The 17334-nt window shown below is 67.8% G+C and carries 17 protein-coding genes; 13 read left to right on the plus strand and 4 right to left on the minus strand.

What is annotated here, in order from left to right; all coding sequences use genetic code 11:
• Positions 1 to 46: 46 nt before the first annotated feature.
• The 11 genes from H6900_11610 (at position 47) to H6900_11660 (ending at position 11758) form a co-directional block, all read left to right on the plus strand.
• Positions 47 to 640 carry a LysE family translocator gene (locus tag H6900_11610; protein ID MCC0073923.1) on the plus strand — a complete coding sequence of 198 codons (594 nt, stop codon included), beginning with the start codon at positions 47 to 49 and terminating at the stop codon, positions 638 to 640.
• A gap of 128 nt (positions 641 to 768) precedes the next feature.
• Entirely contained in the window at positions 769 to 1932 is a 1164-nt protein-coding gene (locus tag H6900_11615; GenBank protein ID MCC0073924.1) for an isovaleryl-CoA dehydrogenase, read from the plus strand.
• On the plus strand, positions 1929 to 2411 hold the full coding sequence (locus H6900_11620) for a DUF1311 domain-containing protein (protein MCC0073925.1): 483 nt from the start codon (positions 1929 to 1931) through the stop codon (positions 2409 to 2411). The genes H6900_11615 and H6900_11620 overlap by 4 nt, the downstream gene beginning before the upstream one ends.
• A complete protein-coding gene (locus H6900_11625) occupies positions 2411 to 2878 on the plus strand; it encodes a DUF1311 domain-containing protein (GenBank protein MCC0073926.1) in 468 nt (155 codons plus the stop codon). The genes H6900_11620 and H6900_11625 overlap by 1 nt, the downstream gene beginning before the upstream one ends.
• The gene (locus H6900_11630; GenBank protein MCC0073927.1) at positions 2878 to 4431 is read left to right on the plus strand and encodes an AMP-binding protein; all 1554 of its coding nucleotides are present in this window, start codon (positions 2878 to 2880) and stop codon (positions 4429 to 4431) included. Before H6900_11625 ends, H6900_11630 begins: the two co-directional genes overlap by 1 nt.
• Entirely contained in the window at positions 4428 to 6032 is a 1605-nt protein-coding gene (locus H6900_11635) for a methylcrotonoyl-CoA carboxylase (GenBank protein MCC0073928.1), read from the plus strand. The genes H6900_11630 and H6900_11635 overlap by 4 nt, the downstream gene beginning before the upstream one ends.
• Positions 6033 to 6212: 180 nt before the next feature.
• Complete coding sequence (locus H6900_11640) at positions 6213 to 6701, plus strand: hypothetical protein (protein ID MCC0073929.1); 489 nt, start codon at positions 6213 to 6215, stop codon at positions 6699 to 6701.
• 121 nt (positions 6702 to 6822) lie between these two features.
• Positions 6823 to 8745, plus strand: a complete 1923-nt coding sequence (locus H6900_11645) for an acetyl/propionyl/methylcrotonyl-CoA carboxylase subunit alpha (protein ID MCC0073930.1) — start codon at positions 6823 to 6825, stop codon at positions 8743 to 8745.
• A complete protein-coding gene (locus tag H6900_11650; GenBank protein MCC0073931.1) occupies positions 8742 to 9590 on the plus strand; it encodes a ferritin-like domain-containing protein in 849 nt (282 codons plus the stop codon). Before H6900_11645 ends, H6900_11650 begins: the two co-directional genes overlap by 4 nt.
• 193 nt (positions 9591 to 9783) lie before the next feature.
• Positions 9784 to 11115, plus strand: coding sequence for a peptidoglycan DD-metalloendopeptidase family protein (locus H6900_11655; protein ID MCC0073932.1), 1332 nt, complete (start codon positions 9784 to 9786; stop codon positions 11113 to 11115).
• Complete coding sequence (locus H6900_11660) at positions 11105 to 11758, plus strand: polymer-forming cytoskeletal protein (protein ID MCC0073933.1); 654 nt, start codon at positions 11105 to 11107, stop codon at positions 11756 to 11758. Before H6900_11655 ends, H6900_11660 begins: the two co-directional genes overlap by 11 nt.
• 68 nt (positions 11759 to 11826) lie before the next feature.
• On the opposite strand, the gene H6900_11665 is transcribed toward H6900_11660, so the two are convergent.
• Positions 11827 to 12612, minus strand: a complete 786-nt coding sequence (locus tag H6900_11665) for a DUF2189 domain-containing protein (GenBank protein MCC0073934.1) — start codon at positions 12610 to 12612, stop codon at positions 11827 to 11829.
• Positions 12613 to 12793: 181 nt separating this feature from the next.
• Between H6900_11665 and H6900_11670 the strand changes: the two genes are divergently transcribed.
• Entirely contained in the window at positions 12794 to 12940 is a 147-nt protein-coding gene (locus H6900_11670) for a hypothetical protein (GenBank protein ID MCC0073935.1), read from the plus strand.
• 15 nt (positions 12941 to 12955) lie between these two features.
• On the opposite strand, the gene prfB is transcribed toward H6900_11670, so the two are convergent.
• Together prfB and bcp are read right to left on the minus strand one after the other, a co-directional pair.
• Positions 12956 to 14077 (minus strand): peptide chain release factor 2, encoded by a 1122-nt coding sequence (gene prfB, locus H6900_11675; protein ID MCC0073936.1) that lies wholly within the window; start codon positions 14075 to 14077, stop codon positions 12956 to 12958.
• A 97-nt stretch (positions 14078 to 14174) separates the two neighbouring features.
• Positions 14175 to 14633 (minus strand): thioredoxin-dependent thiol peroxidase, encoded by a 459-nt coding sequence (gene bcp, locus H6900_11680; GenBank protein ID MCC0073937.1) that lies wholly within the window; start codon positions 14631 to 14633, stop codon positions 14175 to 14177.
• Between the two features lie 85 nt (positions 14634 to 14718).
• Between bcp and queA the strand changes: the two genes are divergently transcribed.
• A complete protein-coding gene (gene queA, locus H6900_11685; GenBank protein ID MCC0073938.1) occupies positions 14719 to 15762 on the plus strand; it encodes a tRNA preQ1(34) S-adenosylmethionine ribosyltransferase-isomerase QueA in 1044 nt (347 codons plus the stop codon).
• A 114-nt stretch (positions 15763 to 15876) separates the two neighbouring features.
• On the opposite strand, the gene lpdA is transcribed toward queA, so the two are convergent.
• Positions 15877 to 17271 (minus strand): dihydrolipoyl dehydrogenase, encoded by a 1395-nt coding sequence (lpdA, locus tag H6900_11690; protein MCC0073939.1) that lies wholly within the window; start codon positions 17269 to 17271, stop codon positions 15877 to 15879.
• Between the last annotated feature and the right edge of the window lie 63 nt (positions 17272 to 17334).

Below are 17334 nucleotides of genomic sequence, written 5' to 3' on the forward strand. Positions count from 1 at the left end.
GGGCGGCGACCCCTTCGCCGCCCGATTTCCCATTGTCCGAGGCGTCATGATCTTCGACCCCGTGCTCTACGGCTTCGTTTTCCTCGGCCTGTTCACGCCGGGACCCAATGTCATCATGCTGACCGCCTCGGGCGTGCGCTTCGGCTTTGTCCGCACCCTGCCGCATCTCTTCGGGGTGGTGCTGGGGGTGGGCATCACGGCCGGCGTCACCGCGCTGGGGGTCGGTGCCGTGGTCGCGGCCTCGCCGATGCTGAACACCGCGCTCAGGCTGGGGGCGGGGGCGTTCATCCTGTGGATGGCCTGGGGGCTGTGGAAGGCCTCGGCCCGGCCGCGCGCCGCCCATGACCCCGACGACGCGCCGTTGTCCTTTGTCGGCGCGGTGCTGTTCCAGTGGATCAACCCCAAGGTCTGGGCCGTCGCCTTTGCCGCCTCGGCCGGTTATGGCGCGGGCCTTGCCCCGGTGTGGGAGGCCCTGCGCCTCGCGACCGCGTTTTCGTCACTGAACCTGGGCGTCTGCCTGTTCTGGACCGCGGCCGGATCGTTGCTGACGGCGCTGCTGTCGGCGCCGCTGGCCTGGAAGATCTTCCTGCGGGTGATGGCGGGCCTGCTGGCGGTCACGGTCTTGCTGCTGTTTCGGTGATCCCCCCGGGGACTGGCGACAGGACGGCGCGTCACGGCCAGCCCGGACGCGCCGATTTCGTTTGACCGAATCCCTCGCGGCTGGCATTTATTGAACACACGTTCAATTCGAAGGGGGAGGGCCCGCCCGTGTTCACCGCATCCATGAAGTTCGACCTGGGCGACGATGTGAACGCCCTGCGCGAAACCGTCCACCGCTGGGCGCAGGACCGCGTCAAGCCGCTGGCGGCCGAGGTGGACCGCACCAACGCCTTCCCCAATGACCTGTGGCCCGAGATGGGCGCGCTGGGTCTTCTGGGCATCACCGTGTCCGAGGAATTCGGCGGTGCCGGCATGGGCTATCTGGCGCACGCCGTCGCGGTCGAGGAAATCGCCCGCGCCTCGGCCTCGATCAGCCTGAGCTACGGCGCGCATTCGAACCTGTGCGTCAACCAGATCAAGCTGAACGGCACGCCCGAACAAAAGGCGGCCTATCTGCCCGACCTGGTCAGCGGCGCCAAGATCGGCGCGCTGGCCATGTCCGAGGCCGGCGCCGGATCGGATGTCGTGTCGATGACGCTGCGCGCGGAAAAGAAGAACGACCGTTTCGTGTTGAACGGCACCAAATACTGGATCACCAACGGCCCCGACGCCGACACGCTGGTGGTCTACGCAAAGACCGACCCCGCGGCCGGATCGAAGGGCATCACCGCCTTCCTGGTCGAAAAGACGATGAAGGGGTTCTCGACCAGCGCGCATTTCGACAAGCTTGGGATGCGCGGCTCGAACACCGCCGAACTGGTGTTCGAGGATGTCGAAGTGCCGTTCGAGAACATCCTTGGCGAGGAAGGCCGCGGCGTGCGCGTCCTGATGTCGGGCCTGGATTACGAGCGCGTGGTGCTGGCGGCGATCGGGCCGGGCATCATGGCGGCCTGTCTGGACGAGGTGATGCCCTATCTGCGCGACCGCAAGCAATTCGGCCAGCCGATCGGCAATTTCCAACTGATGCAGGGCAAGATCGCCGACATGTATACGGCGATGAACTCGGCCCGGGCCTATGTCTACGAGGTCGCCAAGGCCTGCGACCGCGGCGAGGTGACTCGTCAGGACGCGGCCGCCTGCGTCCTCTATGCCAGCGAACAGGCGATGGTGCAGGCGCATCAGGCGGTGCAGGCGATGGGCGGCGCGGGATTCATGAACGATTCCGTGGTGTCACGGCTGTTCCGGGACGCCAAGCTGATGGAAATCGGCGCGGGGACCAGCGAAATTCGCCGGATGCTGGTGGGACGCGAAATGATGGGCGCGATGGCATGAAGGCCCTGGCGATCGCCCTTGTGTTGCCCGTTGCGGCCTGGGCCGAGACGCCCCTGGACCGGGCGGCCTCTGGGGCGGTCGAGTGCCTCGAGATCGGCGATCGCACCTGCATCGGCAACGCCGCGCGGTTCTGCATGGAGGCGACGCCCGAGGGCCAGACAACGCTTGGCATGAGCGCATGCCTGATGGCCGAGCGCGACGCCTGGGATCGCCTCTTGAACGAGGAATACACCCGTGCCCGCGCCGAATCCGCCCGTGTCGATGCCGCCGATACGCCCGATCACGCGGTCCGCGCCGCGCGGCTGCGCGATGCCCAGCGCGCCTGGATTGCCTACCGTGACGCCAATTGCGCGGTCGATTACGCGCTGCCGGGGGGCGGCAGTCTCAGGCAGATCACGGGCGCGCACTGCGTGTTGCGCATGACCGCAGAGCGCAGCTTCGAGCTGCGCGCGCTGGTGCGGGCGCTGGGGGGCGACTGATGCGCCTGTGGGTCTGGATGCTGTTGGCCGCCTGGCCGGCCCAGGCGCAGGACGACGCCCCCGCTGTCAACGCGATGGTGCTGGACCAATGCAGCGCCTCGGATCTGGCCGAGGGATGCATCGGGATGGGCGCGCGGCTTTGCGTTTCCGAATACGGTGCCATGGCGCAGGGGCTGTGCGCCGGGGCCGAGACCGCCTATTGGCGCGCCCGGGCCGAGGCCGCGCTGGCCATCTTGCGCCCGCGCGCGCCGGAGATCATGGCCCGCGCCGCGCGTCTGGGCTGGCCCGAACCGCAACCCTCGCTCGAGGCCGTCGAGGCCGGCTTTGCCGCCTATCGCGATGCGGCCTGCGGCTGGCGGATGGCGCAATGGGACGGGGTGCACGCGGGGTTCGAGGGGGCGGATTGCGACTTGCAGCTGACGGCGCGGCACGCGCTGTGGCTGGAACGCCAGGCGAGGGTCGAGTGATGCGGCCAACCTTGCCCCCGACCGGTGGTCACGACGCCCTGATGCAGGGGTTCCACTGGCGGATTCCCGATCGGCTGAACATGGCCCGGCAGGCCTGTTTCGACTGGCAGGACCAGCCCGCGCGGGTGGCGATCATCGACCTGTCGGCCGGCGACCGGCGCGATGTGAGCTATGGCGCGCTGGCGCGGATGACCCGCGCGCTGGCCTGTGCGCTGCGCGACAGCGGTGTCGCGCCCGGCGACCGGGTCGGCGTGTTGCGGGCCCAGGACCCCTGGTGCGCCGCCGCGCATCTGGCGATCTGGACGCTGGGCGCGATCAGCCTGCCGCTGTTCAAGCTGTTCGGCCCCGATGCCCTGGGCGTGCGGCTGACCGATTCCGGGGCGCGGCATGTCGTCACCGACCCTGAGGGCGCGCCCCTGCTGGACGGCATCACGGCCCTTGTCCCCGAATGGTTGACGCTGACCGACGCCGCGATCGCCCCCGCCGACACCGGACCCGAGGACCCGGCGGTGCTGATCTACACCTCGGGCACGACGGGCGCGCCCAAAGGGGCGTTGCACGGGCATCGGCTGCTGACCGGGCATCTGCCCGGGGTCGAGATCAGCCACGATCGGCTGGGCCAACCGGGCGACGTGCTTTGGACGCCCGCCGACTGGGCCTGGATCGGCGGTCTGTTCGATGTGCTGATGCCGGGGCTGGCGCTGGGGGTTCCCGTGGTCGCCGCGCGGCTGCCCAAATTCACGCCCGAGGCCGCACGCGCGGTCCTTGTCGCGGGCCAGGTGCGCAATGTGTTTTTCCCGCCTACGGCGCTGAAGATGCTGAAGGCGGCGGACATGGCGCTGCCGGGCCTGCGCTCAGTGGCCTCGGGCGGTGAGCCGTTGGGCGCCGAGATGCTGGATTGGGGGCGGCGCGCCTTTGGCCTGACGATCAACGAATTCTACGGCCAGACCGAATGCAACATGATCGCCAGTTCCGCCGGCAGCCTGTTCCCGCCGCGCCCGGGTTGCATCGGCAAGCCGGTGCCCGGGCACGATCTGGCGGTTCTGGGCCCGGCCGGTCCGTTGGGGCCGGGGGTCGAGGGCGATATCGCGGTTCGGCGCGGGTCGGCCTCGATGCTGTTGCGCTACTGGAACCGCCCCGAGGCCACCGCCGAAAAGTTCCGCGGCGACTGGATGCTGACCGGCGACCGCGGTCTTTGGGACGACGGCGGCTATCTGCGTTTTGTCGGGCGCGAGGATGATGTCATTACCTCGGCCGGGTATCGCATCGGCCCCTCGGAAATCGAGGATTGCCTGATCCGGCACCCGGCCGTGGCGCTGGCCGCGGTGATCGGCGTACCCGATTCCGAGCGCACCGAACGCATCCGCGCCCATGTCGTGCTGAAGCCGGGCGCCCAGGTCACCGAGGCCGATTTGCAGGCTCATATCCGCACCCGTCTCAGCGCCCATCTGGTCCCGCGCGAGGTGCGTTTCGAAACCGATCTGCCGATGACCGTGACGGGCAAGATCATCCGCAAGGACCTGAAACGCCGCGCTCTGGAGGAAAATCCATGAAACTGTCTTCGCATGTCCTGACCGGGTCCGAGACCTTCAAGGCGAACCGCGCCGCGCATCTCCAGGCGCTCGATCTGGTGGCCGAGGCCGCCGCGCTGGCTGGCGCCGGCGGCGGCGAAAAGGCCGTTGCCCGCCACGTCGCGCGCGGCAAGATGCCCCCGCGCGACCGCGTCGCCAACCTGCTGGACCCTGGCAGCGCCTTTCTCGAGATCGGTGCAACGGCGGCGCATGACATGTATGACGGCGCCGCGCCCGGGGCGGGGATGATCGCGGGTATCGGTCAGGTGATGGGGCTGGACGTGATGGTCGTCTGCAACGACGCCACCGTGAAGGGCGGCACCTATTACCCGATGACGGTCAAGAAACACCTGCGCGCGCAGGAAATCGCGGCCGAGAACAATCTGCCCTGCGTCTATCTGGTCGATTCGGGCGGGGCCAATCTGCCCAACCAGGACGAGGTGTTCCCCGACCGCGACCATTTCGGCCGGATCTTTTACAATCAGGCCAACATGTCGGCGCGCGGCATTCCGCAGATCGCGGTCGTCATGGGCTCGTGCACGGCCGGCGGGGCCTATGTCCCGGCGATGTCCGATGTGACGATCATCGTGCGCAATCAGGGCACGATCTTCCTGGCCGGGCCGCCCCTGGTCAAGGCCGCGACGGGCGAGGTCGTCACCGCCGAGGATCTGGGCGGCGGCGACGTGCATACGCGGCTGTCCGGCGTGGCCGACTATCTGGCCGAGGACGACGCCCACGCCCTGGCGCTGGCGCGGCGCGCCGTCGGCCATCTGAACCGGCGCAAGCCCGACACGGTGCAATGGCAATCGCCCGAGGACCCGGCCTATGACCCTGAGGAAATCCTGGGCGCCGTGCCGGCCGATCTGCGCACGCCCTACGACATCCGCGAGGTGATCGCGCGGGTTGTGGACGGCTCGCGCTTTGACGAATTCAAACCGCGCTTTGGCGAGACGCTGGTGACCGGATTCGCCCATGTCCAGGGCTGTCCGGTCGGGATCGTGGCAAACAACGGCGTGTTGTTCAGCGAGGCCGCGATCAAGGGCGCGCATTTCGTCGAATTGTGCAGTCAGCGGCGCATCCCGCTGGTTTTCTTGCAAAATATCACCGGCTTCATGGTCGGACGCAAATACGAAAACGAGGGGATCGCGCGCCACGGCGCCAAGATGGTGACGGCGGTTGCGACGACCTCGGTGCCCAAGATCACCATGCTGGTGGGTGGCAGTTTCGGGGCCGGCAATTACGGCATGTCAGGGCGCGCCTATCAGCCGCGATTCCTGTGGACCTGGCCCAATTCCCGCATTTCGGTGATGGGCGGCGAACAGGCGGCGGGGGTGCTGGCGACGGTGCGCCGCGAGGGGATCGAGCGCGCCGGCGGTGCCTGGAGCGCCGACGAGGAAGCCGCCTTCAAGCGCCCGACCATCGCGATGTTCGAGCGCCAGTCGCACCCGCTTTATGCCTCGGCCCGGTTGTGGGACGACGGGATCATCGACCCGCGCCGCACCCGGCAGGTGCTGGCGCTGTCGTTGCGGGCGGCGTTGAACGCGCCGATCGGGGAGACGCGCTTCGGCGTGTTCCGGATGTGACTGAAAAACGCAACTTTTCAGGCATGGGCTGCCAAAATTCTGCCAGAAAAATCCGGCAGAACGGGCGCTATGTCCCGCGTAGCCCGTTTCCTTTCGTTTCGTTCGACGCCCCGATCCCTGGGGCGTGGAGATCCGTTCGGGCCGGTCGAGAAGCCGGGGCAGGCGCGTCGCAGGCCGGTCTTGCGGTCGCGGCGGATCTCGCGCTGGTGGGTGCTGCTGGTGCCGGTGCTGCTGCTGCTGATGGCCCCCCCGGTTCTGGATTTCCTGACGGGTCTGCGGACGGCCGAAACCACGGGCTGCCGCTTGCTCAGCGTGCGCAGCGCCAACACTCTGCTGCTGAACTGCACGGATACGAACGGCGGGAACAGGGCGATCCAGGGGGCCTCGCTCTTGCCGCAGCTTGCCTCGCGCCAGCCTGCCGCGTCGCCGCTGGGTTCGGTGGTCGAGGTGCAATTGCTGGGCGTCCAGGCGCCGCCCATCCTGGGCGCGCGCTGCATGACCGAGGCCTTTGCGGGGATTCGCGCCATGCTGGCCCTGCGGGCCCGGCTTTGGCTGGCGGACGACCTGCAATTCGCCTTGCGTGCGCCGCAGGGCGTGGCGCTGGCCTTTGCCGACGGTCAGTCGGTGAACCGCGCCTTGCAGCGTGGCACCCGCGACATCTGCAACTGACCCTCGAGGGGGCCGCGCGCCCGGCGCCGTCCGTCGCGCCCCAGCGTTCCAATCTTGCCGAAACCACGCAACCGGGCCGGGGCACAGCCCCGGCGCCGGCCGTCCTGACAGGAGCCTTGCCATGTTCGACACGATCCTGATCGCCAACCGGGGCGAAATTGCCTGCCGGGTGATCCGCACCGCGCGCGCGATGGGCCTGCGCACTGTCGCCGTCTATTCCGATGCCGATGCCGAGTCCCTGCATGTCGCCCTGGCGGACGAGGCCGTGCGCATCGGTGGCCCGCGCCCGGCCGACAGCTATCTGCGTGCCGACCGTATCCTCGCCGCCGCGCACGAGACCGGCGCGCAGGCGATCCATCCGGGCTATGGGTTTCTCAGCGAGAACCCCGATTTCGTCGAGGCGGTCGAGGCCGCGGGCCTGGTGTTCATCGGCCCCTCGGCGGCGGCCATCCGGGCGATGGGGCTGAAGGACGCCGCCAAGGCCTTGATGGACAAGGCCGGCGTGCCGGTCGTGCCGGGCTACATGGGCGCCAATCAGGACCCCGCGCATTTGCAGGTGCAGGCCGATGCAATCGGCTACCCGGTCCTCATCAAGGCCGTCGCGGGTGGCGGTGGCAAGGGGATGCGGCTGGTCGAACGGGCGGCCGATTTCGCCGATGCGCTGACCTCGGCGCAGGGCGAGGCCGCGACGGCCTTTGGCAATGCCGCCGTGCTGATCGAGAAATACATCCAGCAACCCCGCCATATCGAGGTGCAGGTCTTTGGCGACGGCAACCGCGCGGTGCATCTGTTCGAGCGCGACTGCTCGTTGCAGCGCCGCCACCAGAAGGTGATCGAGGAAGCGCCCGCGCCGGGCATGACCGCCGAGATGCGCGCCGCGATGGGCGAGGCCGCCGTGCGCGCGGCCGAGGCCATCGGCTACAAGGGCGCGGGCACGGTCGAATTCATCGTGGACGGCTCGAACGGGCTCAGGCCTGACGGGTTCTGGTTCATGGAAATGAACACCCGCCTGCAAGTGGAACATCCGGTGACCGAAGAGATCACCGGCGTCGATCTGGTGGAATGGCAGATTCGCGTCGCCGCCGGCGAATCCCTGCCCGCGCGGCAAAAGGACCTGACCATCACGGGCCACGCCTTCGAGGCCCGGCTTTATGCCGAGGACGTGCCGGCAGGCTTTCTGCCTGCGACCGGCACCCTCGATCACCTGTGGTTTCCCGAGGGCGCGCGGATCGAATCCGGCGTGCGGCAGGGCGACACGATCAGTCCGTGGTATGACCCGATGATCGCCAAGATCGTCGCCCACGGCCCCACGCGCGCGGTCGCGCTGGCACGGCTTTCCGCGGCGCTGGCGGCGACGCAGGTCGCGGGGTCGGTGACGAACCTCGATTTCCTGGGCGCGCTGACGCGGCACGCGGGGTTCGCGGCGGGGCAGGTGGATACGGGCCTCATCGGGCGCGACCTGGCGGCCTTGATCGCACCGCCGGCGCTGCGGGCCGAAACCGTGGCGCTGGCGGCGCTGACCGCGCTGGGGGCCGCGCCGGGGCAGGGGTTCACGCAATGGACGCCGCTTTGGCAGGCGGTTACGCTGGAAACCGGCGACACGACCTGTCGCTGCGCGGTGGCCCGCACGGGGGCGGGCTGGACGGTGCGGGTCGATGACACCCAGCTGACGGCGGAACACCGGGGCGGGCAGTGGTGGATCGCCGGGCGCCGGGCGCCGGGCGTTGCGTTGCGGCGGGGCGATCGGGTGTCGGTCTTTGGCGCGACGACGGTGCATTTCACGCAGCCCGATCCGCTGCTGCGCGATCTCGACCACGGCGCGGGGGCGGGGGTCGTGCTGGCGCCCATGCCGGGGCTGGTCAAGGCGGTGTTCGTCGCACCCGGCGCGGCGGTGGAAAAGGGCGCGCGCCTGGCAATCCTCGAGGCGATGAAGATGGAGCACACCCTGACCGCCGGCCGCGACGGCACCGTGGCCGAGGTTCTGGCACAGCCGGGCCAGCAGGTCGAAGCCGGCGCCGCCCTGATCGCGCTGGCCGAGGAATGAGCGACCTGCCCCAGACGCTGGCGGACTGCGCCGTGGCGGTGTTGCGCACCGCGGACGGGCGCGCCAAGACCGCGCTGTCGCATCGCTGCGCCGACGCCTGGTTCGCCAGCCGCGCCGCCGGCCAGCCGATGCCCATTGGCCGGGCCGACGCGCCCGACTTTCCCGCCCGGCCCGAAAAGCCCGAATTGCTGGAGCCCCGGCACATGCCGCGCCGTCGGCCGGGATCGGCGGCGGGGCGCATCGCCTTGTTGCACGCCGTCGCGCATATCGAACTCAATGCCGTGGATCTGCACTGGGACATCGTTGCCCGGTTCACCGACACCCGGATGCCGATCGGCTTTTACGATGACTGGGTGAAATCCGCGGCCGAGGAATCGCGGCATTTCAACCTGGTCTGCGACGTGCTGGAAAGCCTGGGGTCGCATTACGGCGCGCTGCCCGCACACGCCTTCATGTGGCGCGCGGCCGCCGACACCAGGGACGATCTCCTGGGCCGTCTGGCGGTGGTGCCGATGGTGCTCGAGGCGCGCGGGCTTGATGTGACCCCGGGCATGATCGCGCTGTTTCGCAAGGCCGGGATCGCGAATGCGGTGGCGGCGCTGGAAACCATCTATGCCGAGGAAGTGGGCCATGTCGCCTATGGCGCGAAATGGTTTCATTTCCTGTGCGGCCGCGCCGACCAGGACCCCAAGGATGCCTTTCACGCGCTGGTCCGGCGCTATTTCCACGGCGCGCTCAAGCCCCCCTTCAACGAGGAAAAGCGCGCCGAGGCGGGCATTCCCCCCGATTTCTACTGGCCCCTGGCCGAAGAGCATCCCGCAAACACGGATCGCCTTTCACGCTAAGCCCCGGGGAAGATGGGGATAAGCCGATCCGTTGGGCGGTTTTCCGCCGAATCCGACCGGGATCGGGCGATGCGGCGATGCAACAGGTTTCAAAAAGGTTGCCCGGGAAACGGTTGGTGGATAACAGTTGCACGAAAGCCACGCGCTTGCGCGCGCGGGGCCGCATTACTGCCGCGACTCGCAAGGGGGACATGTGAGGGGCTGGATCGACCGATTGAACGCCGCGCTGGAACGGTATCTGCCGGAAAAGCGCCTGTTCCTGCGCTCGGATACGAGCACCCGTTTCGTCCGGCTGCGCCCGGTGGCGCAAGCCGTCATCCTGACCGGAACCGCCGGCTACATGGCCTGGAGCCTGATCGCCACGTCGATCCTGTTCTTCGATGTTGTCGGGTCGAACGATCTGCGCGAAAGCGCCCGCCGCGAGCAGAGCTATTTCGAGGAACGCCTGAACGAACTGGCCGCGCAGCGCGATCGCGCCGGGGCCGAGGCCCAGGCCGCGCATCAGCGCTATGGTGAGGCGATGGACCGCGTGGCCTCGATGCAGGCGACGATCCTGGCCAGTGAGCAGCGCAACGCCGAACTGGCGCGCGGAATCGACGCGCTGCAAACCTCCTTGCGCACGGCGCTCGATCAGCGCGATCAGGCCAACAGCCGGCTGGCGGACCTGGAATCGACCGATGCGAACAGCCAGTTGCTGGCCACCAACGCCCAGTTGGGCGAGGTCGAGCAGACGCTGGATTTCGTGCTGACGGCGCTGAACCAGACCGCCGACGAACGCGAGGCCGCCCGCACCCTGGCCGACAACACCGCGCAGCAGATCCAGCATCTGGCGATGGAGTATCGCCTGATCCAGGACCGCAACACGCGCATATTCACACAGCTTGAAGACGCGGTCGAAACCTCGATGCAGCCGCTGGAACGGATGTTCAGCGCGGCCGGCCTTTCGGTCGATTCGATCCTGCAACAGGTGCGCGCGGGGTATCAGACGCGCTCGGCCTCGTTGACGCCGATCTCGATCTCGACCACCGGCGCGCTGGACCCGATGAGCGACGAAGTGCGCGCGAATTCGGTCCTGTCCGCGCTGGCCGAAATCGACACCTATCGCGTTGCCCTGCAACGCACGCCCTTTGCGCAACCGATTCCGTCGATCCACATCACCTCGCCCTTCGGGGAGCGCGTGAATCCGGTCACCCACCGGCGCAGCATGCACGAGGGGATGGACCTGGCCGGGTCCCGCGGGCAGCCGATCCACGCCACGGCGGACGGCGTCGTCACCTTTGCCGGCCGTCAGAACGGCTATGGCAACGTCGTCATCCTTCAGCACGACTTTGGTTTCGAGACGCGCTACGGGCACCTCAATAGCATCGCCGTGAGGCAGGGCCAAAGGGTCTCGCGCGGGGATACGATCGGTGGTATGGGCAGCACGGGCCGGTCTACCGGCACCCACCTGCACTACGAGATTCGAGTTGGCGGCAGACCCATCAACCCAATGACCTACATAAGGGCAGCACAGAATGTTTTCTAAGACCAGGATCAACGAAACCGCTGGGCGACCCGAGGCGCCGCGCGCGCCCGAGACCAGTAGCCAGGCTCCGGTTTCGACCTCGGTGCCGCGCCCGTCGCTGGATCTGGGCGGCATGAGCGGCGTGCCGTCCTCGGTCGCACCCAAGGCCAAGCCGGGCGCCTCGTTGCTGTCCGCCGATCTTCAGGTCACGGGCAATCTGCGCACGTCGGGCGACATCGTGATCGAGGGCGTGGTCGATGGGGACATCCGCGCGCATCTGCTGACCGTGGGCGAAAGCGCCACCATCCGCGGCGAGATCGTGGCCGATGACATCGTCATCAACGGCCGGGTCATCGGCCGCGTGCGCGGGCTCAAGGTGCGCCTGACCTCGACCGCGCGCGTCGAAGGCGACATCATCCACAAGACCATCGCCATCGAATCGGGCGCCCATTTCGAGGGCTCGGTGCAGCGTCAGGACGACCCGCTGGCCGCCGGCAAGACCCAGCAGGCCGCGCAGGGCGCGCCCATGCAGGCCGCCAGCGCCCCGCGCCCGACTGCCGCGCCGCAGCCGGCCGCCGCGCCGCAGCCGCGCCCGGCCCAGGCGGATTCGGGTGCCTCGCGCCCGGTGCCGAAGCCGCCGATGGACACCAAGGCCACGCCGTAAGCGCCGGATCCTGGAAAAACGGGAACGGGGGGCCGCTGGCCCCCCGTTTTTCGTTTTGTCGCAGCCGATTACCCTTCGGGCGGCAACAAGCGGCGATAGAGATGCCAGGTCGCGTGGCCGAATACCGGCAACACGATGAACAGGCCCAGAAACAGGGGCACCATGCCCACGAACAGCGCGACAGCGATCAGCGCCGCCCACAGGCTCATCACGCCCGGGTTGCGCGTCACGCAGCCGAAACTGGTGATCATCGCGGTGATGAAATCGACCTCGCGGTCCAGGATCAGCGGCAGGCTGACCACCGTAAGGGCATAGAACATCGCCGCCATGACCCCGCCGATGACCGATCCCACCAGCAGCATCACGGCGCCGTTGCCCGTGACCAGCATCGACCAGGTGGATTGGGTTATCGGTTGCAGGCCGAAGAACAGCGCAAAGATCGTATGCGCCAGGAACACCCAGAACATGAAGACCAGCAGGATGAACATCGCCATCGAGGGCACCTGCCGGTCCTTTTGCGCGAAGACCACGCCAAAGACCGACCGCAGCCCCAGGGGGGCGCCGGTTTCCAGGCGGCGGCTGACCTCGTACAGGCCGGTCGCGGCAAAGGGCGCGAGGATCGGAAAGCCGACGGCGATGGGGATGAACCAGTATTCCGCCGCGGCCGCTGCAAAGATCGCATACATGATGAGCCCGCCCAGCACGTAGACCGCGCTGAACAATCCGCCGTAAAGCGGGGCGCGGGTGAAATCGCGCCATCCCGCGGCCAGGGCCTCGCGCAGCGACTGGAGTGTCAGGTCGGTGGGCTCGGGGATCGTGGATGGCGGGGCGTGGCTCGGCGTGACGTCTGACATGATACCTCCCTCGGGCAGTCGCGCGCCGGGTCAGGCTAGCAGGTTGCGGCCTGCGATCAATCGTCGCGTGCGCGTCACGGGGGGAAAGGTCGGCCGACCTTCCCCTGACGCAAACGGAATTTGAACGCTTTGATGGTCCCGGACGACCCAATCAGAGATGACCGACCACCGAGGACCCATCATGACCCGTGCCGCTGCCGCCGCCCTTGTCGCCGATCTGGATGCCATCGCCCGGATCGAAGCCGCCACCGCCCGCCGCGCCTCTGCCGTCGCGGGGCGGCCGGACTTTGCGCGCCTGCGCCGCTATATTCCCGATCTGAAGCTGTAAACGCCGAGGCGGCGCTCAATCCCCCTGGGCGTCGGCGCGGCTTTTGCCTGCAACCTGCATGGCCAGGGTCGCGGCCATGAACCCGTCCAGATCGCCGTCCAGCACCCCCTGCGTGTCCGAGGTTTCGTGCTGGGTGCGCAGGTCCTTCACCATCTGATAGGGTTGCAGCACATAGCTGCGAATCTGGTTGCCCCAACCCGCCGAACCCTTGGCGTCGTGCTGCGCCTCGATCGCCTCGGTCCGCTTGCGCAGCTCCAGTTCGTAAAGCCGCGATTTCAGCGCGTTCATGGCGATCTCGCGGTTCTGGTGCTGCGATTTCATCGAGCTGGTCACGACGATGCCGGTGGGCAAGTGGGTGATCCGCACAGCCGAGTCGGTCGTGTTGACGTGCTGCCCGCCCGCCCCCGACGAGCGGTAGGTGTCGATGCGGATGTCCTTGTCCTGGATGTCGATCTCGATGTTGTCATCGACCACCGGATACACCCAGACCGAGGCAAAGGACGTCTCGCGCGTGCCCTTGCCGAACGGCGAGATCCGCACCAGCCGGTGCACGCCCGATTCCGATTTCAGCCAGCCATAGGCATTGTGCCCGCTGATCTTGTAGGCGCAGGACTTGATGCCCGCTTCGCCACCCGCTTCCTCGGATTGCAGTTCGACCTTGTAGCCGCGTTTCTCGGCCCAGCGGATATACATCCTTTGCAACATCTGCGCCCAGTCGTTGGCCTCGGTCCCGCCGGCACCGGCGTTGATTTCCAGGAAGGTGTCGTTGCTGTCGGCCTCGCCGTCCAGCAGCGCCTCGAGCTCCTTCGCCTCGGCCTTTTCGCCCAGCGCCTTGATCGCGGCCTCGGCCTCGGCGACGATGTCCTTGTCGCCCTCCATCTCGCCCAACTCGATCAATTCGACATTGTCGTTCAACTCGCGCGAGATGCTCTCATAGGTGCCGACCGCGTCCATCAACTGCTGTCGCTCGCGCATCAGCTTTTGCGCGCGGGCGGGGTCGTTCCACAGGTTCGGGTCCTCGATCATCGCATCGAACTCTTCCAGCCGATGCCGGGCGGTTTCCCAGTCCATGCGCTGCGCCAGCAGGGTCAGCGTCTTGCGGATCGCCTCGATGGTGGACTGGGTTTCTGCGCGCATGGATCACCTCGTGTCATCACGGGGCAGGGCCATCCCGTCGGGGTGCCCGCCTTTGGCGGCCCTGATACCCCGCCGGCGGGCCCCAGGCAAGGGCGGCTCAGAGCGCGCGCACCGCCTCGAGCACGGCCTGCGCATGGCCCGCGACCCGCACTTTCGGCCAGATCCGGGCGACCTTGCCCTCGGCGTCGATCAGCACGGTGGTGCGGGTGATGCCCATGTAGGTTCGGCCATAGTTGGACTTCTCGCCCCAGACGCCATAGCGTTCGCAGATGTCGCTGTCGGCGTCCGACACCAGCGTCACGCCCAGACCGTGCTTTTGCGCGAATTTCCCGTGTTTCGCGACGGTATCCTTGCTGACCCCGATCACCCGGGCGCCGGCCTCGGCAAAGGCGGCACCCAGGGCGGTGAAATCCTGCGCCTCGGTGGTGCAGCCCGGCGTGTCGTCCTTGGGATAGAAATATACGACCACCGGCGCGCCGCGCAGCGCGGACAGGGTCAACAGGCTGCCATCGTGCGTCGGGGCGGTGAAATCGGGGGCGCTATCGCCTGTCTGCATGTCGGATCCTCCAGTTTGCCCTTTGTTGTAACCTGTCCGGCCCAAGGTTAAAGGGGGGGGCAGGGTCGCAATACCGGGGATGGCCATGAAACTCAGCGATTTCGATTTCGAACTGCCCGAAGACCTGATCGCCACCCGTCCGGTGCACCCCCGCCCGTCCGCCCGATTGCTGCGGGTCGAGGGCGCGACGATGACGGACCGGCATGTATCGGACCTGCCGCAGATCCTGCGTCCCGGCGATCGTTTAGTGCTGAACAATACCCGTGTCATCCCCGCCCGCCTGTTCGGCGAACGCCTGCGCGACAGCCGTGACGGCCCGGGCCGAGCCCGCATCGAGGCGACGCTGATCGCGCCCGAAGGGGCGGGCTGGCGGGTCCTGGCCCGCCCACTGCGCAAACTGGCGCCCGGTGACAGGGTCGATTTCGGCGCCGGACTGACCGCGACGGTCCGAGACCGCGCGGCCGAGGATGCGGTGCTGGATTTCGACCTGACCGGCCCCGCCTTCGACGCGGCGCTCAACCGCGCCGGACGCATGCCGCTGCCCCCCTATATCGAAAGCCGCCGCCCCGCCGATGCCCGGGACCACGAGGATTACCAGACGGTTTTCGCAAAGGAATCCGGCGCCGTCGCCGCCCCGACCGCAAGCCTGCATTTCGACGCTGCGCTGCTCGACAGCCTTGCCGCGAGGGGCGTCGCGACCACCCAGGTGACGCTGCATGTCGGTGCCGGCACCTTCCTGCCGGTCAAGGTCGAGGACGTCACCAGCCACCGGATGCACGCCGAATGGGGCGAGGTCACGCCCCGCGCCGCGGCCGAGATCAACGCCACGCGCGCCGCCGGAGGCCGGGTGATTGCGGTCGGCACCACCGCGCTGCGCCTGATCGAAAGCGCGGCGCGCTCGGGCCGCGTCGAACCCTGGCGCGGCGAAACCGATATCTTCATCTATCCCGGCTTCACCTTTCGCGCGGTGGACGGGTTGATGACCAACTTCCACCTGCCGAAATCGACCCTGCTCATGCTGGTGTCGGCGCTGATGGGCCAGGACACGATCCGCCGCGTCTACGCGCACGCCATCGCCGAACGCTACCGCTTCTTTTCCTACGGCGACTCCTCGCTCTTGATCCCCTGACGCACCCGGACCGGCGCCCCATCATCTTGTCCGAAATACGCACGGGGTTTTTCAAGGGGGGCGTGCCCCCCTTTAAGCGGGGGTGCGGGGGCGGCAGCCCCCGCCGCCCCGCGGTCAGAAATGCAGCGCCCGGCCATAGGCGTCCAGCACGCTTTCATGCATCATCTCGCTCAAGGTCGGATGCGGAAAGACCGTGTTCATCAGGTCTTCCTCGGTCGTTTCCAGCGTGCGGCCGATGACATAGCCCTGGATCATCTCGGTCACCTCGGCGCCGACCATATGCGCGCCCAGCAACTCGCCCGTCTTTGCGTCGAACACCGTCTTCACCAGCCCCTCGGGCTCGCCCAGCGCGATCGCCTTGCCGTTGCCGACAAAGGGGAATCGCCCGACCTTCACCGTGAATCCCGCCTCTTTCGCCTTGGCCTCGGTCAGCCCGACCGAAGCGACCTGCGGGTGGCAATAGGTGCAACCCGGGATGGTGTTCGGCTTGATCGCGTGCGGGTGTCGCCCGGCGATCAGTTCGGCCACCATGACACCCTCGTGGCTGGCCTTGTGGGCCAGCCAGGGCGCGCCGGCGATGTCGCCGATGGCGTAGAGACCGGGCACGCCGGTGCGGCAGTATTCGTCGGTCACCACATGGGTGCGGTCGATCGTGACCCCCAGCGACTCCAGCCCCAGGTTCTCGACATTGCCGACGATGCCGACGGCCGAGATCACCGTGTCGAACGTCGCGGTTTCCGTCTTGCCGTTTGCCTCCAGATGCGCCGTCACCATGCCGGCGCCGCGCTCCAGCGCCGTCACCGTTGTCTTTTCGCGGATCACCATGCCTTGCTTTTCGAATTGCTTCCTGGCAAAGGCGCTGATCTCGGAATCCTCGACCGGTAGTGCGCGGTCCATCACCTCGACCACCGTGGTTTTCGCGCCCAGCGTGTTGAAAAAGCTGGCGAATTCGATGCCGATCGCGCCCGAGCCGATGACCAGCAAGGTCTTTGGCATCCGTTTCGGCACCAGCGCATGCTTGTAGGTCCAGACCAGATCGCCGTCCGCCTCGAGGCCCGGCAACGCGCGCGCCCGGGCGCCGGTGGCCAGGATGATGTTCGGCGCCGTCAGCGTCTCGGTGCCCTTGTCGGTGGTCACCCGGACGGTGCCCGGAGCCGGCAGGGTGGCTTCGCCCATCACCACGGTGATCTTGTTCTTCTTCATCAGGTGGCCGATACCGCTGGAGAGCTGTTTTGCAACCCCGCGCGAGCGTTTCACCACCGCGTCCAGGTCAAACCCGATGCCCTGCGCGCTGAGGCCGAAATCCTTGGCCCGGTTCATCAGATGGAACACTTCGGCCGAGCGCAGCAGCGCCTTGGTCGGGATGCAGCCCCAGTTCAGACAGATTCCGCCCAGATGCTCGCGCTCGACGATGCAGGTCCTCAGACCCAGTTGCGCGGCCCGGATCGCGGCGACATAGCCGCCCGGGCCCGCACCGACGACAACGACATCAAAGCTCTGCTCGGCCATGGGGCGCTCCTCTGACACTTTCGGTTGAAAATTAGTTGAGCATTAAACTATCTTGCCGGCAGG

It is taken from the genome of Rhodobacter sp., assembly GCA_020637515.1.
Lineage (GTDB): Bacteria > Pseudomonadota > Alphaproteobacteria > Rhodobacterales > Rhodobacteraceae > Pararhodobacter.